The sequence below is a fragment of the Stenotrophomonas sp. SMYL20 genome (genome assembly GCF_036320045.1).
GTDB classification, from domain to species: domain Bacteria; phylum Pseudomonadota; class Gammaproteobacteria; order Xanthomonadales; family Xanthomonadaceae; genus Stenotrophomonas; species Stenotrophomonas maltophilia_A.
Genome location: NZ_JAWIRT010000003.1, coordinates 74354 through 95797 on the forward strand (window position 1 = coordinate 74354; position 21444 = coordinate 95797).

The window sequence follows — 21444 nt, forward strand, 5'->3', positions numbered from 1 at the left end:
ACATCGCGCACGCTGTGGCGCATTGCCGGTAGTGGCGGGGGGGGGGGGGGCCCCCCCCCCCCCCCCCACCACCCACAGGTGGGCGGCCCGCCGCCGCGCCAGCCCCCGCCCCGCCCCCCCCCCCCCCGCCGGCGCGCCCCCCCCCCCCCCCCCCACTACCGCTCTTCAACGATGACGCTTTTCCAGCACCGCCCGCGCATCATCCAGCGACAGCCCGCGCGCGCGCAGCAGCACCAGCAGGTGGTACAGCAGGTCCGAGGCCTCGCCCAGCAACGCCTCGTCATCCTGCGCCACGGCGGCCAATGCGGTCTCCACGCCCTCCTCGCCCACCTTCTGCGCGATGCGGCGGATGCCGCCCTCGAACAGGCTGGTGGTGTAGCTGCCCGGCGGGCGCTGTGCCTCACGCATCGCCACCAGCTGGCCCAGCCCGCCCAGGAAATCCTTCGGCGCCTGGTCGAAACAGCTCTCGGCACCGGTGTGGCAGGTCGGCCCGGCCGGGCGCGCCATCACCAGCAGCGTATCGGCATCGCAGTCGACGCTGATCGACTGCACCACCAGCACGTTGCCGGACTGCTCGCCCTTGGTCCACAACCGCTGCTTGCTGCGGCTGAAGAAGGTCATGTGACCGATGGCCAGCGTGGCCGCCAGCGAATCGGCACTGACATAGCCCAGCATCAGCACCTGCAGGGTGTCGGCATCCTGCACCACCGCCGGCAGCAGGCCGTCGCCCTTGCCCCAGTCCAGCGCCTGCAGCGCATCCAGCGACGGCCTCACTTCAATAGACATCCCGCACCTCGATCTGCTGTCCGCGCAGGTAGCGCTTCAATTCTGGAATGGCGATGGCGCCGCTGTGGAACACACTGGCCGCCAACGCGCCGTCGACGTCGGCCTGGTCGAAGGCCTCGGCAAAGTGCTCCATCGCACCGGCACCGCCGGAGGCGATCAGCGGTACCTGGCACAGTGCCCGCGCCTGCTGCAGCTGCGCGACATCGTAGCCACGGCGCACACCATCGCTGTCCATGCAGTTCAGCACGATCTCGCCTGCGCCACGCCGTTGTGCTTCGACAATCCAGTCCAGCGTGCGCAGCGCCACCGCTTGGGTCTTGCCCGGGTCGCCGCTGAAACGGCGGACCCGCCACTGGCCATCCGCCTCGCGAACCGAATCGACACCGACCACCACGCACTGCACGCCGAACTCGTTTGCCAACTCGGTGATCAGCTCCGGGCGGCCAAGCGCCGGCGAATTGATCGACACCTTGTCGGCACCGGCGAACAGCACGCGGCGCGCAGTTTCCACGCTGTCGATGCCACCGGCCACGCAGAACGGAATATCGATCAGGCGTGCGATGCGCTCGATCCAGGCGACGTCGACTGAACGCGCCTCGGGGCTGGCGCCGATGTCATAGAACACCAGCTCGTCCGCCCCCTGGTCGCGATAGCGCTGCGCCAACTCGGCGATGTCGCCCATGTCGACGTGGTCGCGGAAGCGCACGCCCTTGACCACGCGGCCATCGCGCACGTCCAGGCACGGAATGATGCGGCGGCTCAGCATGCCAGCGCCTCCGCCAGGTCCATGCGCTGCTCCAGCAGCGCCTTGCCGAGGATCGCGCCGCCGCAACCGGCGGCACGGGCCTCGGTCACATCGGCCACGTCACGGATGCCACCGGAGGCCTGCACGGCCACGCCCGGCAGCAGCGCCGACAGGTGCTGGTAGAGGCTGATGTTGGGCCCGGCCAGCATGCCGTCGCGGGCGATGTCGGTGCACAACAGGTGGCGCATGCCGGCACGCGCATAACGCTGGGCCAGGTCATCCAGGGTCACGCCGGCGTTCTCGGTCCAGCCGTGCACCGGCAGCTGCCATTGGCCCTGGGCATCCTGGCGGGCATCCAGCGCGATGGTGATGCGCTCGGCACCGAACTCTTGCAGCCAGCCGACCACTTCGTCGGGGCGGCGTACTGCCAGCGAACCCACCACCACGCGGCCGGCGCCGGCATCGAGGATGCGCGCCACGTCGTCGCGGCCGCGCACGCCACCGCCGGTCTGCACCTGCAGCGGCGTCTGCGCACGGATCGACGCCAGCAGCGGCGCAAGGGTGTAGCCACCGGCACGCGCAGCGTCCAGGTCGACCAGATGCATCCACTGCGCGCCCTGCGCGGCAAAGGCCTGCGTGCGCGGCAGCGGATCGTCGCCATAGGAGGTTTCCTGCGCGTAGTCGCCCTGGCGCAGCCGCACCACGCGGCCATCACGGATATCCAGCGCGGGGTAGACGATGAAACTCATGCAGCAGTGCCCTCGAGGAAATTGCGCAGCATCAACGAACCGGTATCGCCGGAGCGCTCGGGATGGAACTGCGCGCCGAAGTAGCGCCCCTGCTCCACCACCGCGGTGAACAGGCCGCCGTGATCGCAGGCGGCTACCGTGTGGGCGTTGAGCGGTGCCGCATAGCTGTGCACGAAATAGGCGCTGGCGCGCTCCGGCACGCCCTGCAGCAGCAGCGATTCGCGCAATGGCAGCAACCGGTTCCAGCCCATGTGCGGCACACGGATGCCACAGGCCGGTACCAGCTTGCGCACCACGCCCGGAATCAATCCCAGTGTCTCGACGCCGGCCTCCTCGGACCGCTCGAACAGCAGCTGCATGCCCAGGCAGATGCCCATCAGCGGCACCTCCAGTCGCTGCAGCGGTTCCACCAGGCCCTGCGCATGCAGGCGCTGCATGCCGGGACCAGCGGCGCCGACGCCGGGCAGGATCACCCGCTGCGCACCGACCAGACCGTCCGCATCGCGCACCAGCCGCACCGTCGCGCCCAGGCGCTCCAATGCGTAGCGCACCGAGCCCAGGTTGGCACCGCCGGCGTCGATCAGCGCAACGTCGCTCACAGCGCCCCCTTGGTGCTCGGCAGTGCCCTGCCCTGGCGGGCCAATGCCGGGCGCAGCGCGCGCGCCAGTGCCTTGAAGCAGGCCTCGACCTTGTGGTGGTCGTTGTCGCCGCGCACCTGCAGGTTGAGGTTCAGGCCGCTGGCGTCGCACAGCGAACGGAAGAAGTGCGGCACCAGCTCGGTCGGCATATCGCCCACGCGCTCACGCTTGAACTCGCCCTCGAACACGAAATAGGGGCGGCCGCTGAAATCCAGCGCAGCGCTGGCCAGGGTCTCGTCCATCGGCAGGGTGAAGCCGTAGCGGCCGATGCCACGCTTGTCGCCCAGCGCCTCGCGCAGGGCCTGACCCAGCGCCAGCCCGGTGTCCTCGATGGTGTGGTGCTCGTCGATGTGCAGGTCGCCCTCGGCCTGGATGTCCAGCGCGAACCCGCCGTGCTTGCCGATCTGTTCCAGCATGTGGTCGAAGAACGGCAGTCCGGTGGCGATGCGCGCATCACCGGCACGGTCCAGATCCAGTTCAACGCGGATCTTCGTCTCCTTGGTGTTGCGCTGGACCACCGCGATGCGTGGCGCGTCGGCCAGTGCGTGGGCGATGCCCGGCCAGTCCCACTCGCCACCGAACTGTTCAGTACGCAGCTGGAAGCCACGGATGTTGAGGTTGTCGGCGAACTGCAGGTCGGTGATGCGGTCACCAACCATGCCCGAGCGCGCCCAGTCGATGCTGCGGTCCTGCAGGTAAGCGGTCATCAGGCCGATGCCCGGCTTGCGGGTGGGCGCATTGTCCTGCGGCCAGCTGCAGTCGATCAGCACGTCACGGAAGGAGATGCCCTGGCTTTCGAAGATCTGCAGCATCAGGTCGTTGGGGCCATCGAAGCTGGCGCGCGGGTAGCTGTCGCTGCCGAGGCCATCCTGATTGGTGACGATCACGAACTGGTAGCCGGCATCGCGCAGCTTCAGCAGCGCCGGAATCACCTGCGGCACGAAGCGCAGCTTCTCGTAGGCGTCGATCTGGAAATCGGACGGCTCCTCGATGAGGGTGCCGTCGCGGTCGATGAACAGGATTGGTGTCATGCTGCGGCCCTCCGCGCCGACAGGGCCGCAAGCACGCGGTCATTCTCTTCGGGGCTGCCGATACTGATGCGCAGTGCATCACCCAGCTGCGGCGCGGCGCGCTGGTCGCGCACCACCACACCGGCATCCAGCAAGGTGTCGAACGCTGCCTGCGCATCAGCGAAGCGGACCAGCAGGTAGTTGCCGGCCGAGCGGTACACGCGACGAACGCCGGGCAGGCCTGGCAGCGCCGCGAACAGGCGTTCGCGCTCGGCAATGACCGTGGCTACGCGCTCGGCGGTGCGTGCCAGTGCGGCCGGCTGCAGCGCCTGCACGGCCAGCTCGGCGCACGGGGTCGGCACCGGGTACGGCGCCTGGCAGCGCCGCAGTACGGTAATCAGTTCCGGCGCGGCGATCAGGGTGCCGATGCGCGCGGCCGCAAGTGCGTGCGCCTTCGACAACGTGCGCAGCACTGCCAGATTGGCATGCGTGGCCAGCAACGTGGTCGCCGACGGGCGCTGCGCATACTCGACATAGGCCTCGTCCACCACCACCAGCGCCTGCCCACGCAAGGCAACCGCCACGCGCTTGACCTCGTCCAGGGTGATATCGCTGCCGGCCGGGTTTGACGGTGCGCACAGGAACACCAGCGTGGCATTGCGTGCCCTGGCGGTGTCGATCACAGCATCCAGATCGGCACGCAGGCCGTCTTCGGTATCCACCAGGGGCACTTCAATCAGTGCGGCGCCCTGCAGGCGCGCGCAGACCGCGTACATGCCAAACACCGGCGGCGTGACCAGCACACCATCGCGGCCCGGCACGCACAGGGCACGCACCAGCAGATCAATGGCTTCGTCGCTGCCACGGCCGATAAGCAGCTGCGGCGGCGTCACGCCGTACAGCGCCGCCAGGCCCTCACGCAACGCCAGCGGCTGCGGTTCCGGATAGCGCCGGCTGTTGCCCGCCGCATCAGCCGGATTGGCCCAGGCCGACTCGTTGGCGTTCAACCAGACCTCGCCCTGCACCGCCGCGCTGCGCGCCGAGCTGTAGCCGGCGAAGGCCTGCAGATCCGGGCGCACCAGCGCCAGCACTTCATCAATGGCGGCGCTCATGCGGCGGCCTCCATGCGCAGGGCCACTGCACGCTCGTGCGCATCCAGCCCTTCGGCGCTGGCGATGATGCGCGCACAGCCGCCGATTGCCGCCAGTCCAGCAGCGCTGGCGCTCTGCACGCTGATCAGGTTCTGGAAGCTGGCCACGCTGACACCGCTGTAGGCACGCGCGGCACCGGCGGTGGGCAGCACGTGATTGGTGCCGCTGCAGTAGTCGCCCAGCGCTTCGGGGGTGTAATCGCCCAGGAACACCGAGCCGGCCGCCTGCACCTTGTCCAGCCACGCGCGCGGATCGCGCAGGGCCAGGATCAGGTGCTCGGGCGCATAGCGGTTGCTGATCGCGAAGGCCTCGTCCAGCGAATCGACCTGGATCAGCCGCGACGCCGACAACGCCTGTCGCGCGATCTGCTGGCGCGGCAGCAGGGCCACCTGGCGCTCCACCTCTGCCTCGACCGCCGCCAGCATCGCGGGGGCGTCGGTCAGCAGCAGTACCTGCGAATCCGGACCGTGCTCGGCCTGCGACAGCAGGTCGGCGGCAACGAACGCCGGATTGGCGCCGGCATCGGCGATCACCAGTACTTCGGAGGGACCAGCCGGCATATCGATGGCGGCGGCGCCATCCTGTGCGACCTGCTGCTTGGCTTCGGTGACGAAGCTGTTGCCGGGCCCAAACAGCTTGTCACAAGCCGGAATGCTGGCCGTGCCATAGGCCATCGCGGCGATCGCCTGCGCACCACCCAGCTTGAACACGCGCTGCACGCCGGTCAGGCGCGCGGCTACCAGCACCGCCGGATCGGCGCTGCCATCGGCGCGCGGCGGCGTGCACAGCACCACCTGCGGGCAGCCGGCCAGCCGCGCCGGAACGCCCAGCATCAACGCGGTGGACGGCAACGGCGCGCTGCCCGCCGGCACATACAGGCCCACCCGGCCGATCGGACGCAACATGCGTTCGCAGACCACGCCCGGCGCGGTTTCAACTGCATAGCCTTTGCCCATGCCAGCGGCGTGGAAGCGCGCGATGCGTTCGGCGGCTTCGACCATCGCCTGTCGCAGTTCGGCGGGCACGGCGGCTTCGGCAGCGGCGAATTCGGCTTCGGAAACTTCAAACGAGGCCAGCTCGACACGGTCGAAACGTGCAGTAATCGCACGCAATGCGTCGTCGCCCTGCGCGCGCACCTGTGCAATCAGGGCCGCCACCGCGTCACGGGTCTGCTGCGCCACGGTCTGCACCGGGCGGGTCAATGCCGCGCTGCGCGCGGCCTCATCAAGTCGGGACCAGATCAGACGGTTCATGCCAGCGACCGCTCCACGCTCAGTACCATCAGACCCTGCGCACCCGCGCGCTCGAGTTCCTCCATGCGCTGCCAGCTCAGCGGGCCGGGGCACATGGTCTGCAGGCGCAGCGCACCGCCATCGGCCGGCAACCGCACCAACGGCTCGGCATCGGCCAGCAGCTGCGCCAGCGCGTCGACGCGGTCCTCGCTGGCACGGAACATCAACAGCTTGCGGTCCTGGCGCTGAACCACGCCGTCGAGGCGGCGCAGCAGCATCGCGCGCAGCGATGCACGTGCATCATCCGGCGCGCGCACCGCGCCGGCCAGCACCGCCTCGCTGTCGAGCAGGTTGTGCACCGGGGTCAGCTGATTGGCGCGCAGGGTGGCGCCGCTGGAGACCAGATCGCAGATCAGGTCGGCGGTGCCCAGGCGCGGGGCGATTTCCACCGAACCGGACAGCTCGACCACCTGTGCGTCCACGCCCTGATCGGCCAGCCACTGCTTGAGGATGGCCGGATAGCTGGTGGCGATGCGGGTGCCGGCCAGCTGCGCCGGACCCTGCCACTGCCATTCCTCGGGCACCGCCAGCATCAGCCGGCACTGGCCGAAGCCCAGCCCGCGCAATGCCTGGTAGGCATCCGGCAGACCGATCTGGCGCCGCGCGGCGGCCTGTTCGTCCAGCTCGTTGCGGCCGACGATGCCGAGGTCGCAGACGCCGTCGGCAATCAGGCCCGGGATGTCATCGTCGCGCACCAGCAGCAGGTCGACCGGCAGCGACTCGCCGTAGCAGAACAGCTTGTCGCGGCTCTCGCGCCAGCTCAGGCCGCAGGCGCTGAGCAGGTTGCGCGCGGGTTCGGCCAGCCGGCCACTCTTCTGGATGGCGATACGCAACCGGTCTCGTGCCGGCGCTGCCTGGGTTGCACTCATGGGGGAGGTCTCGAAGTTCGGAACGGGGCGCGGATCAGCGCGAAGCAAGGCGGTCGATGGCGGCGGCATAGCCTCGATGGCCATGCTCGAGCGTGCGTGCCACCCGTCCGGTGGTGGTCACGCTGACGCCGGTGCGCTCGTGGATCTCGCGGTACGGCACGCCCTGCTGCAGCAGCGGCACCACTTTCCAGCGGTCGGCCATGGCTTCCAGCTCGGCCGGGGTGCACAGATCACGCAGGAAGGCTTCGACCTGTTCCGGCTCGCGCAGGGCGGCAAAGGCTTGGGCCAGGGCTTCCAGGTCGGCCTTCGGGTCTTTGGCGGCAATCTCGGGGCGGGCTTTCACGGGGTCGTTTCCATGCATCAATGTAATAGCGCGTTAGTACATTAACGCATTCTTGCGCAGTGCGTCAAATCGAGGATTGAGGGGGCCGCAGGGCTGCTGCCCTGCACCCGCAGAGGCAAGAGCCAGAGCAACAGCAAAAGCTGGTTTCCCGAGGGTTGGCGGGATGGATCCGGTTGAGGGGGGCGCTGCAAGTACCCCTACGGGGCCCGGCCCAGCCGCTGGCGGCTGTGCGTTCGGGCGCTTGCGAAGCAATGCTTCACGAGCAAAGCGCCCTCACCCATGTAAGCCCGGTCGCGCCATCCATGGCGCTCACGCCCCCTCAACCGGACCCACCCCACCTTCGACGTTTGGCCGCGATCTGCTGGATCTCGCTGGGAAACTGATCGGAACCGGCTTTTGTAGAGTCGAGCCGTGCTCGACTGCTGTTTTCCACAAACGCAAAACGCCCACCGAAGGGCGGGCGTTCTACTTTTAAATCAACCACCTGGCCCGACTCAGGGCATACAGCGCACCTCCGCCTGCAGCGCGCCGCGCCGCAGGCATTCGCCGAACAGGCTGCCCTGCCGGCTCAGCCGGGACTGAACGTTTTCCAACGCCCCCACACCTGCCGTGCACTTCTGCGAGGCCAAAGCCTGCAGGTCACTCTCCAGCTGCGCTCTGTCGATCACATGGCAACGATCAACCTGCAGCCGGTACTGGTCCAGACCGATCCGCGTGCTGTGCAGCGCCGGGTCGCTCTGGCAGCCCGCCAACAGAAGCACGCTCAGCACTCCTGCGGCGGCAGGCTTCACACCATCGCCTTCGACTGCTCCAGCTCCACCAGCAGGGTGCTGGCCAGCTCGTCGCGGGAGACTTCGAACTGCTGCTCGCGCAGCAGGTCCTTCACTGCCACCACGCCGCGCGCCAGTTCATCCTCACCCGCCAGCACCACGAAGCGGATGCCTGCCTTGGCCGCGTACTGGAACTGCTTGCCGATCTTCTTCGGCTCCATCTGCACTTCGGTGTTGATGCCACCGGCACGCAGGCGGCGGGCAATGTCCAGCGACTGCGGCATGCCCTGCTCGTCCATCAGCGCCACCAGCGCCTGTACGCTGCTGGCTTCGATGCCGTCGATCAGGCCGGCCTCGCGCAGCTGCCAGAACAGACGCGACAGGCCAATGGAGATACCCACACCCGGCAGCTTGGACTTGCTGTAGTGGCTGGCCAGGTCTTCGTAACGGCCGCCCGAGCAGATCGAACCGATCTGCGGGTGGTCGGTCAGCGTGGTCTCGTAGACGGTACCGGTGTAGTAATCCAGGCCGCGCGCAATGGAGAAGTTCAGGCAATACGCGGTTTCCGGCACGCCCAGCGCCTGCACCAGCTGCAGCACTTCGCGCAGTTCGGCGACGCCGGTACGCAGGATCTCCGAAGAACCGGCGTCGGCTTCCAGCGTGGCCAGCTGCGCCAGCGCATCGGCATGGCCCTGCGAACGCACGGCGACGAACGCCAGGATCTTCTCGACCTGTTCTGCCGGGATGTTGAAGCCCTCGCCCACCAGCGTCTCGCGCACATAATCGGCGCCGCGCTTGTCCAGCTTGTCCACTTCGCGCAGCACCGCCAGCTGGCGCTCACCCTCGGCCACACCCAGGCTTTCAAAGAAGCCGCGCATCAGCTTGCGGTTGTTCAGCTGGATGCTGAAGTCACCGATGCGCAGTTCCGAGAACACCGCGTGGATGACCGCCAGCACTTCGGCGTCGTAACGCACGCTCAGGCTGTCCTTGCCGATCACATCGATGTCGCACTGGTAGAACTCGCGGAAACGGCCGCGCTGGGCGCGCTCGCCGCGGTAGACGCGCTGCATCTGGTAGCGGCGGAACGGGAAGGTCAGTTCGTGTTCGTGCTCGGCCACGTAGCGCGCCAGCGGTACGGTCAGGTCGAAGCGCAGCGCCATTTCCGGCAGCGAGCGATCGCCCGACTCGGCCGCGTTCGCCAGCGCCCCGGTGGACTGCACGAAGTACACCTGGCGCTCGGTCTCGCCACCGGACTTGGTCAGCAGCACGTCGGACAGCTCGAACACCGGCGTCTCCACCGGCAGGAACCCGAAGCGCTCGTAGTTGCGGCGGATGACGTCCAGCATGCGCTGGAACGCAATCTGCTCGCGCGGCAGCAGTTCAAGGGTGCCGGGCGGGGTACGGGGCTTGATCACGGGCGGAACTCCTGCTGGAACGGGACGTGGGAGGGGGCGACATTCTAGCGCCCCCGCCACGGGCAGGGTCGAACGGCCGCTTGAAGTATCATAAGGCCCTCCCCGCCCGCGATACGCCCCCCGCAACATGTCACGGCCTTCCGGCGCTCCGCCCGCCACCAACGATCCCGCCTCGCCGTCCTGCACCACGCTGGACTGCCTGCACTGCTCGGTTCGCCACCTTGCGGTGTGCTCGGCGCTGTCGCCCGATGAAGTGCAGGCGCTGGAGCAGGTCACCGTCTCGCAGCAGGTCAGCATGGGCAGCACACTGGCCCGCACCGGTGAAGAGCGCGACCATGTCTATACATTGACCGGCGGCGCACTTCGCCTAGTGCGCACCCTGGCCGACGGCCGCCGTCAGATCAACGGCTTCGTGCTGCCCGGCGACTACCTGGGCCTGAGCGGCAGCGACCACCATCGCTACGACATCGAGGCCATCGCCGACAGCCGCGTCTGCCGCGTCGCGCTGCCACAGATGAAGGCACTGCGCAGCCGTTTCCCGCACCTGGAGCGCAAGCTGCTGCAGCGTGCCTGCCAGGAACTGGATGCCGCGCAGGACGCCGCGCTGGCACTGGCGCGCCTGCAGCCGGCCGAGAAGCTGGCCGATTTCCTGCTGCGCCTGGCCGCGCGCGAGGCCAAGCTGGGCGGCGACGGCCTGCGCGTATCGCTGCCGATGGGCCGCGGCGATATCGCCGACCATCTGGGCCTGACCATGGAAACGGTCAGCCGTACCTTCACCAAGCTGCGCCAGCAGGGGTTGATCGCCCTGCCCCACCTGAACGTGGTGGAGATCCTCGACGAGGATGGGCTGCGTACGCTGGCCGGTGAAGGGTTGATCTGACCGCATCGCGGTCCGTGGGGTTGGGGGGGGGCGGGGGGGGGCGGGGGCTCCACCCCCCACCCGGGGGGCGGGGCCCGGGGCCCGCCCCCCCCCCCGTCCTCCTCCCCCCCCCCCCCGCTGGGGCCCCTCCCGCGGCCCGGCAACCGCGTCCCTCTCCGCTCAGCGCAGCAGTACCTCACGCAATGCCGCGTAATCGGCCGCCAACGGTTCGGCGTGCGCCGGCCGCTGCAGCAACGCATCCAGTGCAGGCGGCACCGCCACCGTTTCGCCGATCAGCGGCTCGACCACGGCCTCGAACTTGGCCGGATGCGCCGTGGCCACCACCGCCCAGTCGCCCTTGGCACCGCGAGCACGCAGGTCCTGCAGCACCTTCACCGCCGTCGCCGTGTGCGGGCAGAACAGCTCGCCGCGGCTGGCATGCGCTGCCGCAATCGTCGCGCGGATGGTCACGTCATCCACCGCGAACGCGCGGAACGCAGCACGCAGTTCCGCGTCGTCGCCGTGGTAGAGCCAGCGCAGTCGCTCGAAGTTGCTCGGCGCCCCCACATCCATTGCATTGGCCACCGTCGCCACACTGGCCTGCGGCTGGTAGTCGCCGCCATTGAAGTACGCCGGCAGCACCGCATTGGCATTGGTGGCCAGCACGATCTGACCGATCGGCACGCCCAGCCCGCGCGCCAGCACGGCCGCCATCGCATTGCCCAGGTTGCCGGTCGGCACCACCAGATTGAGCCGGCGACGATGCGCCGCGTAGTGGCTCAACGCCGCATGCGCGTAATAGCTCATCTGCGGCAGCAGTCGGCCCAGGCTGATGCTGTTGGCCGAGCTCAACGGCACCTGCGCCTGCAGTTCGCGGTCAGCCAGTGCCTGCTTGACCATCGCCTGGCAATCGTCGAACGCACCCGCCACACGCAGGGCCTGGATGTTGTCGCCGAAACAGCCGAGCTGATGCGCCTGGCGCGGAGATACGCGGCCATCCGGATACAGCACCACCACGCGCACGCCGGGCTGGCGATGGAACGCCGCCGCAACGGCGGCACCGGTATCGCCGGAGGTGGCGACGACGATCGTCAGATCGCGGTCCTTGCCGGCCTGCAGCCGCGACAGCGTACCGGCCAGGAAGCGCGCGCCGATGTCCTTGAACGCCGCCGTCGGCCCATGGAACAGCTCCAGCACATGGTCACCGTCGCCCAGCGGGCGCAGCGGTACCGGAAAGTCGAACGCCTCGCGGCAGATCGATGGCAGTGCAGACTCCAGCGCGTCGCCAGCAAAGAACGGCATCAGCAGATCGGCGGCGGTATCGGCCAGGGTCGCCCCGGCCTGTAGCTCGCGTGGCGCCGGCAGCATCTGCGGAACGTACAGCCCACCATCAGGCGCCAATCCGGCGGCGATCGCCGCGCTGAGGCCAACGGCCGGAGACTGGCCGCGGGTCGAAACAAATTGCATGGGTTCGGTATCCAGTAAAGGGGAAGGATTCAGCACAAGCGGGCTCCCGGTGCATCCAGCGGCGACACCCAGGCGTCACTGTCGAAACCTGCGGCTGCAAATGCGGCCTGCACCGGTGTGGCGGCGGCACGCGCCTGGTCGGCATCCTCGAACCAGGCGAACACGCTGGGACCGGCACCGGAGATGCCTGCGCCCATTGCATTGGCCGACAGCGCCGCATCACGTGCGGCTTCGAAGCCGGCAATCAATCCGGCCCGGCGCGGCTCCACCAGCACGTCGCGCAGTCCCGCGCGCACCAGTGCGGCATCGCTGCGATGGCAACCACTGAGCACCAGTGCGAGGTTCGCGCTCTGCGCCACAAACTCGCCCAGCGCATAGCTGCCCTGCAGCGCCTGGCGTGCGCGGCGCGTTTCCAGCACCGCATGCGGATGCACCAGCAGGCTGTGCCAGGTAGCCGGCACCGGAATCGGCAGCAGCCGGTCGGCCGTGCACAGCGCAAGACCACCCAGCAGCAGCGGCCCCACGTTGTCACCGTGGCGGCCACCACTGGCCACCGCCTCGCCATCCAGCGCAAACGGATACAACGCCTCGCGCGACAGCGGCACATCCAGCAGCGCGTTGGCGGCGACCAGCGCCGCAACACTCGACGCTGCCGAACCGCCCATGCCGGAACCGAACGGAATGCCCTTGTCGATCTCCACCGCGAAACCGAAGTCCAGGCCCAGCCCTGCGCGCAGCGACATCAACGCTGCACCCGCAGTGTTTCCAGCCGCATCCAGCGGCAACTCAATGGCACTGCCGCGGATCGCCTCGATGCGCACCAGCGGCTCATCGATGCGGCGCACGCTCACGGTATCGCCAATGCCGGCAATGGCATGGCCGAGAATATCGAAGCCCACCGCCACGTTAGCCACCGAGGCAGGCGCGAACGCACGTGCGATCACAGGCGCGCTCCTTCACCGGCCGCGACCCGCAGCAGGTCGGCAAACACACCCGCCGCGGTGACTTCCGGGCCGGCGCCCGGCCCCTGCACCACCAGCGGGTTGTCGCAGTAACGGCGGGTACGGAACTGGACCACGTTGTCGGTCAGCCGCAGGTTGGCGAAGGCATGATCGGCCGGCAGTTCCTGCAGGCCGACCGAGGCGCCGTCGGCACCCAGCCGTGCCACATAGCGCAGCACCGCCCCCCGCGCCCGCGCATCCTGCAGGCGCTGCAGCAGGCTGGCGTCGGACTCGCCCAGCCGCGCCATGAAGTCATCCACGCTGCCCTCGCGCAGCAGCGCCGGCACAAGGCTTTCCACCTGTACCTGTTCCAGGCTGAGCGCGTGGCCGGCTTCACGGGCGAGGATCACCAGCTTGCGCGCCACATCCACACCCGAAAGATCATCGCGCGGGTCCGGCTCGGTGTAGCCCATCGACCGCGCCTGCGCGACCAGCTGCGAGAACGGCTGGATGCCATCGAAGCGGTTGAACAGCCAGGCCAGCGTGCCGGAGAAGATGCCTTCAATCGCCAGCACCTCGTCACCGGTATCGACCAGATCACGCAGCGTGGTGATCACCGGCAGGCCTGCGCCGACCGTGGCCTCGTAGCGGAAACGCGCCCCACTGGCCGCCGCTGCAGCACGGATGCGCTGGTAACGTGGCAGCGGCCCGGCGCCGGCCTGTTTGTTGGGGGTGACCACGTGGATGCCGGCCGCCAGCCAGCCCTCATAACGCTCGGCCACCTCAGCACTGCCACTGCAGTCGATCACAACCGCATGCGGCAGGTGGGCGGCCAGCAGGTGCTCGGTGAAACGATCCAGATCGCTGGACTCACCTGCTTCCTGCAAGGCCTCCCGCCAGTCGGCGTGCAGGCCATCCACTTCCAGACGCATGCGCGAACGCGAAGCCAGCGCGCGCAGGCGCAGATCCACATTGGCCTTGGCCAGCAGCTGCGGGCGTGCGGCCAGCAGCTGGTCCAGCAGTGCGGCACCGACGTTGCCCGGCCCGATCACACCGACCGCAAAGGTCTGCGGCGACAGCCAGAAGCCGGCATGTGCAGCGCGCAAGGCGCGGGTGGCATCGGCACTGTCCACCGCCACCGAAATGTTGCGTTCGGACGAGCCCTGCGCGATCGCCAGGATGTTCACCTGCGCACGGCCCAGCGCCTCGAACAGACGTGCGGCCACACCGGGCTGGCCGGCCATGCCGTCACCGACCGCGGCCAGCACGCTGACGCCTTCGCTGACCTGCACGCGCTGCACCTGGCCCACCGACAGCTCATGCGCGAACGCGTGCAGCAGTGCCTCGCGGCCACGGCCGGCTTCAGCAGCACGCACCACACAGCAGATCGAATGTTCCGACGACCCCTGCGAGATCATCACCACCGACACCTGCGCCTGGCGCAGGGCGGCGAATACGCGCTCTGCAGTGCCCGGCACGCCGATCAGACCGGTGCCTTCCAGGTTCAGCAGGGCCAAGCCGGGGCTCAGGGTCAGGCCCTTCACCGGCCCACGCGGCGAGCGCTCGGCACTGATGCGCGTCCCCGGATGCGCCGGCTGGAAGGTATTGCGGATGAAGATCGGCAGGCCGAGGCGGATCGCCGGCGACATCGTCTGCGGGTGCACCACCTTGGCGCCGAAATAAGCCAGCTCGCAGGCCTCGTCGTAGCTCAGCGACTCCAACTGCACCGCCTCGGGCACCAGCCGCGGGTCGGCCGACAGCACGCCGTCGACATCGGTCCAGATGTGCAGTTCATCGGCGTTGAACAGCGCGGCGAAGATCGCGCCGGAGTAATCGCTGCCGTTGCGGCCGAGCGTGGTGATGCGGTCATGACGGTCACGGGCGACGAAGCCGGTGGCGACCAGGCGTGGCTGCGGATGCTGCAGGCGCCACTTGGCGAGGCGGTCGGCACTGGCTTCCCAGTCGACATCCACGCCCAGTTCGCCATGCCCCACCACCAGTACGTCGCGCGCATCCAGCACTGCACAGTCTGCGCCCAGCGCCTGCAGGTGCGTGCCGAGCAGCTGCGCGGAAAACACTTCGCCCAGGCCCTGCACGCGGTCGAGTACTTCGCGTGGCAGCTCGCCGATCACCGCCAACGCCGCCAGCACGTCGGCCAGTTGATCGAAGCGGGCGTCGATCCATTCAACGGTCTCGCCCACCTGCTCGCCCAGCAGGGCCACGGCGGCACCACGGTGGCGCGCGCGCAGCGCATGCCAGGCCTCGCGCCAGCCTTCGTCTCCCTTGGCTGCCAGCTGGGCCAGATCGATCAGTGCGTCGGTGACGCCCTTCATCGCCGAGACGACAGTGACCTGCAGCGATTCGGGGCGGGCCAGCAGCAGGCCGGCAACATGGCGGTAGCGTTCGGCATCGGCCACCGAGGTGCCGCCGAACTTGTGCACGACGATGGACGGTGCAGCCAGATCGGCCGGGGCAACGGGATGAGCGGGGGCGTGGGAAGACATGCAGACCTCGGTAGGAGGCCCCGTCGCATGCAGGTGTCGAGTTTCCCCGCCACCTGTATGGTGCGGGGCCGTGGTTTTCGGGAGTTACACGAAGACGACGGGCCGCACCAGGGCAGTGGTGACGGTGGTGGTGGTAATGGTGGTGGTGGCGACCGGCGCAGTCGAACGGCCCGCAGTAGCGGAGGCGATCAGGCTGGCGTGGGCGGCATCAAGAACCATGACGCACAGAAAACACCGTGCGCCGGGCCGCTGTCAAGTGCTGCGGTGCAAAAAGTCGTTGCCGCGATCATCGGCCAACGTGCCGGCATTTGGTTGCATCTGAGACAAAGCGGCCATCAGTATGCTTGACGGCCGCATTCAGCCGGCATGTTCGGCGATCGCGCGGGGCGTGCGATGCGCATGCGCGCACAGCATCACGCCGGCCACCAGGAACACGATCGCCAGCGCTTCGAGCAGGGAGGGCCAGCGCTGCTGCCAGGCGAATGCGTAGAGCAACGCGAACAGGGTCTCGAACACGATCATCTGGCCGGTCAGGGTCAGCGGCAGCAGGCGGCTGGCACGGTTCCAGAACGCATTGCCAAGGATCGAGGCGACCACCGCCACACCCGCGCTGATCGCCCAGAAACCACTCCACTGCGCCGCCGTGTGCCCGCCGGTGTGGCCGATGAAGGCCATCGGCACCAGCAGTAGAGCCAGGCCGCCGGTGGTGACGCCAGTCAGCAGCGACCAGTCGTGGCTGGACAGATCCGGTCGACGCGCCAGCCAGCGGCTGTTGCCGATCGAGTACAACGCCCACGAGAACAGCGCGCCGAACGCGCACAGCAGGCCGATCAGGCGCTGCCGCCACGGTGTCGCGAGGTGCTCAGACATCAGTGCTTCCCAGCCAACCAGTGCCACGCCCAGCACGCACAGGCCCAGTGCCGGCAGCAGCTGCTTCAGCGGCACCGCGCCCTGCTCGCGCACACCGACCAGGGTTACTACCACCGGAATCAGGCCGACGATCAAGGACGCCGCCGCACCGCCGGCCCACTGCACCGCCGTCGCCAGCAGCAGGAAGTACACCAGGTTCCCGGCCAGGCTCAGCCACAACAGGCCGATCCACTCGGCGCGGCCCAGCCGTGGTGCCAGCCGCTTCCAGCGCGGCAGCAGCAGGGCTACAGCGATCAGACCGTAGACCAGATAGCGGCCGGCCGACAGTTGCAGGGCATTGAACGACTGCAGCACGGCGGGCGCGAGGAAGACCACGCCCCACAGCGCGCCAGCGGCAACGCCGTTGGCGATGCCCAGGGCCATCGGGTTGTTGCGCATTCGGGTTCTTCGGGGGGAGAGAACAGGTCGCGCAGTGTAAGCGCTGGCCGCTGGACGCTCTTGACCGAGGCTACTGCCCTGCCGCCTTTGTAGCGTCGAACCATGCTCGACTGCCGTTCGCGAGGTGGCCGGTGCAGAAGCCGTCGAGCATGGCTCGACGCTACAGTCCGGCGCCCCTGCGCCACGCGGCCGGGGTCTGCCCACACTCACGGCGCAGCGCGCGGGTCAGTGCACTCTGCTCGGAATAGCCTGCGGCCAGCGCGATATCACTGATCGGCGCCGTGCTGGAGCGCAGCTGGTGCTTGGCCCAACGCAACCGGCATGCACTGAGCCATGCCTGGGGGCTGAGCCCGAACTCACGCTGGAACAGCGCGTGCAACCGGCTCTCGCTGACCCCGACAGACGCGGCCATGCGCGCCACCGGCCACGCCTGGCCCGGATCGGCCTGCACTGCCGCACACAGTCCCTGCATGCGCGCGCCACTGCCGGCCGGTGCAAATACCTGCAGCAGCTGCGGCAGCAGGGCCGGCATCGGCTGCCCGTCCTGCACGCCCGCCAGGCGTTGTCGCAGCGCATGCGGCAGGTGCAGCCAGCGCTGCCGGCACAGATGCTCCTGCGTGCCGTCATCAAGCACGCCGGGAGGACAATCGACGATCACGAAACCGTTCGGGCCATCGGCCATCTGGTCATGCGCTTCGCCGGCCGCAACGAAAACCCCCTGCAGCAGGTCGAGGCGGCCACCGCGGCCTTCCATCTCGAAGTGCAGTTCGCCCTGCAGCGGCAGCACCCACTGCGCGTAGTCATGGCGGTCCAGGCCGGTGGCCTGGCCGTAGTGCCGCAGATGGAAGATGGCGCCCATCCGCGCAGTGTGCGCGTGTAGCAACGGCCGTGCAAACCGCTGCTATAGTCGATCCGTCATCCAACGCAGGGAGTGCAGGACATGGCCCATCGGCAGGTGTCACTGGTGCTCGCCACCAGCCTCGGCCTGGCGCTCGCAGCTTCGGCGTCCGCACAGGAGCGTACGCCCCCGGCCCCGCACTGCATGGACGCGGTCGGCGTACAGGAAGTGGAGCAGGCATCACCGCGCTCGATCGCACTGCGCGCCGCCTCCGGTCAGGCCTATCGGATCGACTTCAACGGAGATTGTCCCGGCGTCCGCGGTGCCACCTCGCTGAAGCTGGAAGCACCTGCCGGCTGGGCCTGTGGTCGTCCCAGCGAACGCGTCGTGGTCGACGGCCGCCGCTGCGCCGTCAGTGCGGTCACCCCGCTGCAGGATCGCGACTACGCCAGCGTCGCCCGCGACAGCGACCGCCTGCGCACGGCCACCCTGCCCGCCGTGACCATCCGCGAGCGCAGGGAAATCCGCCGCAGCTTCGGCGGCTCACCGTCGTACTGCTTTGCCACCCGCAACGTCCGCGCGTGGTCGTCCGACCCGCAGGGCATGCTGGTGGAGACCAATCCGCGCCGCAATGGCGGCCACCGCTACTACCGGGTCGAACTCGGCAGCCACTGCCGCCAGCTCGACCGAGCGCCGCAGCTGAGCTTCCACTCGGGCCTGCAGAACGGCCTGATCTGTGGCAATCCCGGCGATCGGATCATGACTGCCGAGTTCGAGACAGACGATCTGCGCGGTGAAAGCATCGCCCCGCTGCCGCAGTACACCCGCGGCAGCTGCGCGATCCAGGCGGTCTACCCGGCCTCCAGCCAGGCGTCGAACTAACCGTCGACGCCCAAGAAGGTGAACGGTGCGCTGGGCACGAACTGGCCCAGTGCATCGCCGGCAAAGGTATTGCGCTGGTCCTTGCCGAGATCGAGCTTGAGCACCTGGCCGCCGAAATCGACCTTGTTCAGATCGACCCAGAAGGTGTTCGGGGTCAACGCCGACTCGAAGAAGTACAGCCGCCGCTTGTGATCGGCCACCGTGCGCCAGCGCGTGGATGAGATGTTCGGCTCACCCGGCGTGGTGATGCCATACGGCACCGACGCATTGCGGATCACGCTGAACACACTGGCCAGCGCCTCCACCGGATCTTCGGCCTTGGGAATGGCGTTGATGTAGAACGAGGCGCGCGCGAAACGATCGGCGGAGCGGTTGGTGCCCGGCAGCATCACCGTGCCGCCGATCTGCTGCCAGTAACTGTTGAGGGCCAGCTGCTGCTCGAAGATCGGCGAATTGGTCATCACCTGATAGCGCCGGTCATGGTGGATCACCTGGCGACCGCCGATGTACTCGACGATGGCGCTGTCGCCGGTGGCATCGGACAGCGACAGGTGCAGCGTCGCCTGGCGGTCTTCGCCCGGCACCTTGTCGGTGACGATCGAGTACGGCTCACGCTTGAGCGCCGCGACCGCCTCGTCCACGGTGGCGAAATTGTCCAGCACATACTGCGCCCACAGCGAGATCGCCAGTCCCGGCTTGTTGCCACGCTGCTGCGGATACTCCGATTCCACCAGCCACAGCAGGTTGGCCACCAGGCCCTTCTCGTTCATGCCATCGGTGGTCGACACGTCGTAGCCGGTGGCCACCACGCTGCCGTAGCGCGCAGTCCAGGCCAGCGACTTCGGACCGGCCAGGCCGGTGCGTGCGATGCCGCGCGGCAACACGTAGAGGTTGGTCGCCACATCGACCTTCCAGTCCATCGAGCGCGCAGTGATCACATCGCCGTTGTCGCCCCGATACACCGCACGCGTGCAGGCCAGTGCCGGCGTGATCGCAGATGCCAGCGCCATGGCCAGCATTGCCTTTCCCTTCCACTTCATCCGTGCCATGTCGTTACGCTCCTTTCCCCGTGGTCCGTCGATCTGACCCGATCCATGGTGACACAGGGGTGAAGCCTCAGCGCACGAAGCGATCCTGCAGCCAGAAGCCCACCACCATGGCAGGCACGAACCACAGCGCTTCACGCGATGCGACAGCCAGCCCGGCGATGGCCGGTCCGGGGCAGTAACCAGCCCATCCCCAGCCGATACCGAACAGTGCAGCGCCCAGCAGCAGGCGAGCATCGACATCACGTGCATTGGGTAGCTGGAAGCGCAGCGCGAACCACGGCTGCGCGCGTCGCAGTACCCAGTGCTGCCCGACGGCACTGACCAGCAGTGCCGAGCCCAGCACCCACATCAACGTCGGATCAAAATCACCGGCCACATCCAGGAAGCCGAGTACGCGACGCGCGTCGGTCATGCCCGAGAGCGCAAGCCCCGCGCCAAACAGCGCACCTGCCACCGCGGCGGCCACGACCGCGCGGCTCATGCCAGGCCTCCGCCGTGACGGACCAGGAACGTGGTCAGCATCGCGCAGGCCATGAACACCAGCACTGCCAGCAGCGAGCGCTTCGAGCCTCGGGCCATGCCACAGACGCCATGACCACTGGTACAACCACTGCCCAGGCGCGTGCCGAAGCCCACCAGCAGGCCGGCGCCGATCAACTGCCAGGCCGGCAAGGCATCGCGCAGCAGCACGCGTGGCGAGGCCTCGGGCAACGCCTGCCACCACAGCACCAGCCCCGCTGCTGTGAGCAGGCCCAGCAGGAATGCCCAGCGCCAGCCGCGCTCGCCTTCCGCTGCGCGCAGGCTGCCCGCGGCGATCCCGCTGATACCCGCTACGCGCCCGAGTGTGGCGAGCAGCAACACCGCGGCGGCGCCGATCAGCGCCCCGCCAGCCACCGCAGTCCATGGCAGGTTCACGCCCTGCCCTCCTTCACGCCGCTCATGGGATTGCCCTTTGATTTAGATTTATCTAAATTAGACACTTCTAAACAAAAAGGTCAACCATGGCCCGCACCCCGCTCGACAGCGCCGCCATGGCCGAACACGCCGCAGAGGCTGCAACGCTGCTCAAGAGCCTGGCCCATCCTGCGCGGCTGCGCGTGCTGTGCCGCCTGGTCGAAGGTGAGGCACCAGTACCGGAACTGCAGGCATTGACCGGCCTCAGCGCATCGGCGCTGTCACAGCATCTGGCGGTGTTGCGCGAACTGGATATCGTCGCGACGCGTCGCGAAGCGCAGGCCATCCACTACCGCGTGATTGAAGGGCCCGCACTGGGCGTGCTGCAGGCGCTGCATGCCGCCTACTGCGGTGGCACTTCGCGTTGACGCTCAGCCGGCGTGCAGGGCGGGCTGCACGACGTTGTCGAGCAGATCCACCGGGGTCGGCGCCGAACGATCACCTTCCAGCGCCCGGCTGAAACCCGACCAGTCGCTGGCCGACAGCTGGCGCAGCAGTGCTGCATCCACCGGCAACGCGCGCATCGACCAGTACGGAAACTGACGCTGGCCCAGGCGGCCGCGCGCCAGCTCGATGATGTCGACATGGCTGCCGGCCTGCAGGATGCGCTCGTACACCGAATCGATACCGTCCGGCGGCCCCTCGATGTACTGCAGGAATCGCCCGCCGTCATGCAAAAGCACACCGGTCACGCCCGCCATCTTGTTGAAGCGGGCGGCGTCGTCGACCAGCGCCTGCAACCGTTCAGCGGAAAGATCCGGCAACGCCTGGCTGACGTAGGCGATGGCACGCAGTGGCATGGTGCTTCCTTGACAAGATGTACACCCACGGTAGCAGTTGCGGACGAGTCCGTCTCAGTGCCCGTGGATGTTTC

General features: G+C 68.4%; 24 protein-coding genes. 4 read left to right on the top strand and 20 right to left on the bottom strand.

Going from position 1 to position 21444, the window contains the following annotated elements; all coding sequences use genetic code 11:
• Window positions 1–165: 165 nt before the first annotated feature.
• The 11 genes from hisIE to hisS form a co-directional block, all read right to left on the bottom strand.
• Entirely contained in the window at window positions 166–786 is a 621-nt protein-coding gene (hisIE, locus tag V3B48_RS03135; protein WP_106467882.1) for a bifunctional phosphoribosyl-AMP cyclohydrolase/phosphoribosyl-ATP diphosphatase HisIE, read from the bottom strand.
• Entirely contained in the window at window positions 776–1552 is a 777-nt protein-coding gene (gene hisF / locus V3B48_RS03140) for an imidazole glycerol phosphate synthase subunit HisF (protein WP_329893151.1), read from the bottom strand. Before hisF ends, hisIE begins: the two co-directional genes overlap by 11 nt.
• Window positions 1546–2280 (bottom strand): 1-(5-phosphoribosyl)-5-[(5-phosphoribosylamino)methylideneamino]imidazole-4-carboxamide isomerase, encoded by a 735-nt coding sequence (gene hisA, locus V3B48_RS03145; RefSeq protein ID WP_329893152.1) that lies wholly within the window; start codon window positions 2278–2280, stop codon window positions 1546–1548. The genes hisF and hisA overlap by 7 nt, the downstream gene beginning before the upstream one ends.
• Complete coding sequence (gene hisH / locus V3B48_RS03150) at window positions 2277–2879, bottom strand: imidazole glycerol phosphate synthase subunit HisH (protein ID WP_329893153.1); 603 nt, start codon at window positions 2877–2879, stop codon at window positions 2277–2279. Before hisH ends, hisA begins: the two co-directional genes overlap by 4 nt.
• Window positions 2876–3949 carry a bifunctional histidinol-phosphatase/imidazoleglycerol-phosphate dehydratase HisB gene (gene hisB, locus V3B48_RS03155; protein WP_329893154.1) on the bottom strand — a complete coding sequence of 358 codons (1074 nt, stop codon included), beginning with the start codon at window positions 3947–3949 and terminating at the stop codon, window positions 2876–2878. The genes hisH and hisB overlap by 4 nt, the downstream gene beginning before the upstream one ends.
• Entirely contained in the window at window positions 3946–5040 is a 1095-nt protein-coding gene (gene hisC, locus V3B48_RS03160; protein ID WP_329893155.1) for a histidinol-phosphate transaminase, read from the bottom strand. The genes hisB and hisC overlap by 4 nt, the downstream gene beginning before the upstream one ends.
• Window positions 5037–6332, bottom strand: coding sequence for a histidinol dehydrogenase (gene hisD, locus V3B48_RS03165; protein WP_329893156.1), 1296 nt, complete (start codon window positions 6330–6332; stop codon window positions 5037–5039). The genes hisC and hisD overlap by 4 nt, the downstream gene beginning before the upstream one ends.
• Window positions 6329–7240: an ATP phosphoribosyltransferase gene (hisG, locus tag V3B48_RS03170; protein WP_164081162.1), complete on the bottom strand. Its 912-nt coding sequence runs from the start codon at window positions 7238–7240 to the stop codon at window positions 6329–6331. The genes hisD and hisG overlap by 4 nt, the downstream gene beginning before the upstream one ends.
• A 34-nt stretch (window positions 7241–7274) precedes the next feature.
• A complete protein-coding gene (locus V3B48_RS03175; protein ID WP_088025802.1) occupies window positions 7275–7583 on the bottom strand; it encodes a YerC/YecD family TrpR-related protein in 309 nt (102 codons plus the stop codon).
• A 494-nt stretch (window positions 7584–8077) separates the two neighbouring features.
• Window positions 8078–8374 (bottom strand): hypothetical protein, encoded by a 297-nt coding sequence (locus V3B48_RS03180; protein WP_329893157.1) that lies wholly within the window; start codon window positions 8372–8374, stop codon window positions 8078–8080.
• Window positions 8371–9768: a histidine--tRNA ligase gene (hisS, locus tag V3B48_RS03185; RefSeq protein WP_014037003.1), complete on the bottom strand. Its 1398-nt coding sequence runs from the start codon at window positions 9766–9768 to the stop codon at window positions 8371–8373. Before hisS ends, V3B48_RS03180 begins: the two co-directional genes overlap by 4 nt.
• Window positions 9769–9895: 127 nt before the next feature.
• Here hisS and V3B48_RS03190 point away from each other — a divergent pair, with 127 nt between their 5' ends.
• Window positions 9896–10648, top strand: coding sequence for a helix-turn-helix domain-containing protein (locus tag V3B48_RS03190; protein ID WP_032127414.1), 753 nt, complete (start codon window positions 9896–9898; stop codon window positions 10646–10648).
• 159 nt (window positions 10649–10807) lie between these two features.
• Here V3B48_RS03190 and thrC read toward each other — a convergent pair whose 3' ends face one another.
• The 3 genes from thrC to thrA are packed head-to-tail and all read right to left on the bottom strand — an operon-like array spanning window position 10808 to window position 15539.
• Window positions 10808–12094 carry a threonine synthase gene (gene thrC, locus V3B48_RS03195; protein ID WP_329893158.1) on the bottom strand — a complete coding sequence of 429 codons (1287 nt, stop codon included), beginning with the start codon at window positions 12092–12094 and terminating at the stop codon, window positions 10808–10810.
• 29 nt (window positions 12095–12123) lie between these two features.
• Window positions 12124–13038, bottom strand: a complete 915-nt coding sequence (locus V3B48_RS03200; RefSeq protein WP_049462022.1) for a homoserine kinase — start codon at window positions 13036–13038, stop codon at window positions 12124–12126.
• Window positions 13035–15539 (bottom strand): bifunctional aspartate kinase/homoserine dehydrogenase I, encoded by a 2505-nt coding sequence (gene thrA, locus V3B48_RS03205; RefSeq protein ID WP_279912095.1) that lies wholly within the window; start codon window positions 15537–15539, stop codon window positions 13035–13037. Before thrA ends, V3B48_RS03200 begins: the two co-directional genes overlap by 4 nt.
• 27 nt (window positions 15540–15566) lie before the next feature.
• Between thrA and V3B48_RS03210 the strand changes: the two genes are divergently transcribed.
• Window positions 15567–15887, top strand: coding sequence for a hypothetical protein (locus tag V3B48_RS03210; protein WP_162489745.1), 321 nt, complete (start codon window positions 15567–15569; stop codon window positions 15885–15887).
• Between the two features lie 9 nt (window positions 15888–15896).
• On the opposite strand, the gene V3B48_RS03215 is transcribed toward V3B48_RS03210, so the two are convergent.
• Both V3B48_RS03215 and V3B48_RS03220 read right to left on the bottom strand, forming a co-directional pair.
• Window positions 15897–16847, bottom strand: coding sequence for a DMT family transporter (locus V3B48_RS03215; RefSeq protein WP_049462024.1), 951 nt, complete (start codon window positions 16845–16847; stop codon window positions 15897–15899).
• Between the two features lie 160 nt (window positions 16848–17007).
• Complete coding sequence (locus V3B48_RS03220; protein WP_032127419.1) at window positions 17008–17706, bottom strand: AraC family transcriptional regulator; 699 nt, start codon at window positions 17704–17706, stop codon at window positions 17008–17010.
• An 81-nt stretch (window positions 17707–17787) separates the two neighbouring features.
• Here V3B48_RS03220 and V3B48_RS03225 point away from each other — a divergent pair, with 81 nt between their 5' ends.
• Entirely contained in the window at window positions 17788–18567 is a 780-nt protein-coding gene (locus tag V3B48_RS03225; RefSeq protein ID WP_329893159.1) for a DUF6491 family protein, read from the top strand.
• Here V3B48_RS03225 and V3B48_RS03230 read toward each other — a convergent pair.
• From V3B48_RS03230 to V3B48_RS03240, 3 genes are all read right to left on the bottom strand, one after another.
• A complete protein-coding gene (locus V3B48_RS03230) occupies window positions 18564–19616 on the bottom strand; it encodes a linear amide C-N hydrolase (protein ID WP_032127421.1) in 1053 nt (350 codons plus the stop codon). The genes V3B48_RS03225 and V3B48_RS03230 overlap by 4 nt on opposite strands.
• A gap of 67 nt (window positions 19617–19683) precedes the next feature.
• A complete protein-coding gene (locus V3B48_RS03235) occupies window positions 19684–20097 on the bottom strand; it encodes a DUF6691 family protein (RefSeq protein WP_329893160.1) in 414 nt (137 codons plus the stop codon).
• Entirely contained in the window at window positions 20094–20531 is a 438-nt protein-coding gene (locus V3B48_RS03240) for a YeeE/YedE thiosulfate transporter family protein (RefSeq protein ID WP_329893161.1), read from the bottom strand. Before V3B48_RS03240 ends, V3B48_RS03235 begins: the two co-directional genes overlap by 4 nt.
• An 86-nt stretch (window positions 20532–20617) precedes the next feature.
• Between V3B48_RS03240 and V3B48_RS03245 the strand changes: the two genes are divergently transcribed.
• Window positions 20618–20938 (top strand): metalloregulator ArsR/SmtB family transcription factor, encoded by a 321-nt coding sequence (locus V3B48_RS03245; protein WP_071228893.1) that lies wholly within the window; start codon window positions 20618–20620, stop codon window positions 20936–20938.
• Window positions 20939–20941: 3 nt separating this feature from the next.
• On the opposite strand, the gene V3B48_RS03250 is transcribed toward V3B48_RS03245, so the two are convergent.
• The gene (locus V3B48_RS03250) at window positions 20942–21370 is read right to left on the bottom strand and encodes a BLUF domain-containing protein (RefSeq protein WP_032127425.1); all 429 of its coding nucleotides are present in this window, start codon (window positions 21368–21370) and stop codon (window positions 20942–20944) included.
• Window positions 21371–21444 lie beyond the last annotated feature (74 nt).

Excerpts from the sequence above, each read along its gene's own strand:
- hisIE (WP_106467882.1), bottom strand. The coding sequence starts at position 786 with ATGTCTATTGAAGTGAGGCCGTCGCTGGATGCGCTGCAGGCGCTGGAC.
- hisF (WP_329893151.1), bottom strand. The coding sequence starts at position 1,552 with ATGCTGAGCCGCCGCATCATTCCGTGCCTGGACGTGCGCGATGGCCGC.
- hisA (WP_329893152.1), bottom strand. The coding sequence starts at position 2,280 with ATGAGTTTCATCGTCTACCCCGCGCTGGATATCCGTGATGGCCGCGTG.
- hisB (WP_329893154.1), bottom strand. The coding sequence starts at position 3,949 with ATGACACCAATCCTGTTCATCGACCGCGACGGCACCCTCATCGAGGAG.
- hisC (WP_329893155.1), bottom strand. The coding sequence starts at position 5,040 with ATGAGCGCCGCCATTGATGAAGTGCTGGCGCTGGTGCGCCCGGATCTG.
- hisD (WP_329893156.1), bottom strand. The coding sequence starts at position 6,332 with ATGAACCGTCTGATCTGGTCCCGACTTGATGAGGCCGCGCGCAGCGCG.
- hisG (WP_164081162.1), bottom strand. The coding sequence starts at position 7,240 with ATGAGTGCAACCCAGGCAGCGCCGGCACGAGACCGGTTGCGTATCGCC.
- V3B48_RS03190 (WP_032127414.1), top strand. The coding sequence starts at position 9,896 with ATGTCACGGCCTTCCGGCGCTCCGCCCGCCACCAACGATCCCGCCTCG.
- thrC (WP_329893158.1), bottom strand. The coding sequence starts at position 12,094 with ATGCAATTTGTTTCGACCCGCGGCCAGTCTCCGGCCGTTGGCCTCAGC.
- thrA (WP_279912095.1), bottom strand. The coding sequence starts at position 15,539 with ATGTCTTCCCACGCCCCCGCTCATCCCGTTGCCCCGGCCGATCTGGCT.
- V3B48_RS03210 (WP_162489745.1), top strand. The coding sequence starts at position 15,567 with ATGCAGGTGTCGAGTTTCCCCGCCACCTGTATGGTGCGGGGCCGTGGT.
- V3B48_RS03215 (WP_049462024.1), bottom strand. The coding sequence starts at position 16,847 with ATGCGCAACAACCCGATGGCCCTGGGCATCGCCAACGGCGTTGCCGCT.
- V3B48_RS03220 (WP_032127419.1), bottom strand. The coding sequence starts at position 17,706 with ATGGGCGCCATCTTCCATCTGCGGCACTACGGCCAGGCCACCGGCCTG.
- V3B48_RS03225 (WP_329893159.1), top strand. The coding sequence starts at position 17,788 with ATGGCCCATCGGCAGGTGTCACTGGTGCTCGCCACCAGCCTCGGCCTG.
- V3B48_RS03230 (WP_032127421.1), bottom strand. The coding sequence starts at position 19,616 with ATGGCACGGATGAAGTGGAAGGGAAAGGCAATGCTGGCCATGGCGCTG.
- V3B48_RS03235 (WP_329893160.1), bottom strand. The coding sequence starts at position 20,097 with ATGAGCCGCGCGGTCGTGGCCGCCGCGGTGGCAGGTGCGCTGTTTGGC.
- V3B48_RS03245 (WP_071228893.1), top strand. The coding sequence starts at position 20,618 with ATGGCCCGCACCCCGCTCGACAGCGCCGCCATGGCCGAACACGCCGCA.
- V3B48_RS03250 (WP_032127425.1), bottom strand. The coding sequence starts at position 21,370 with ATGCCACTGCGTGCCATCGCCTACGTCAGCCAGGCGTTGCCGGATCTT.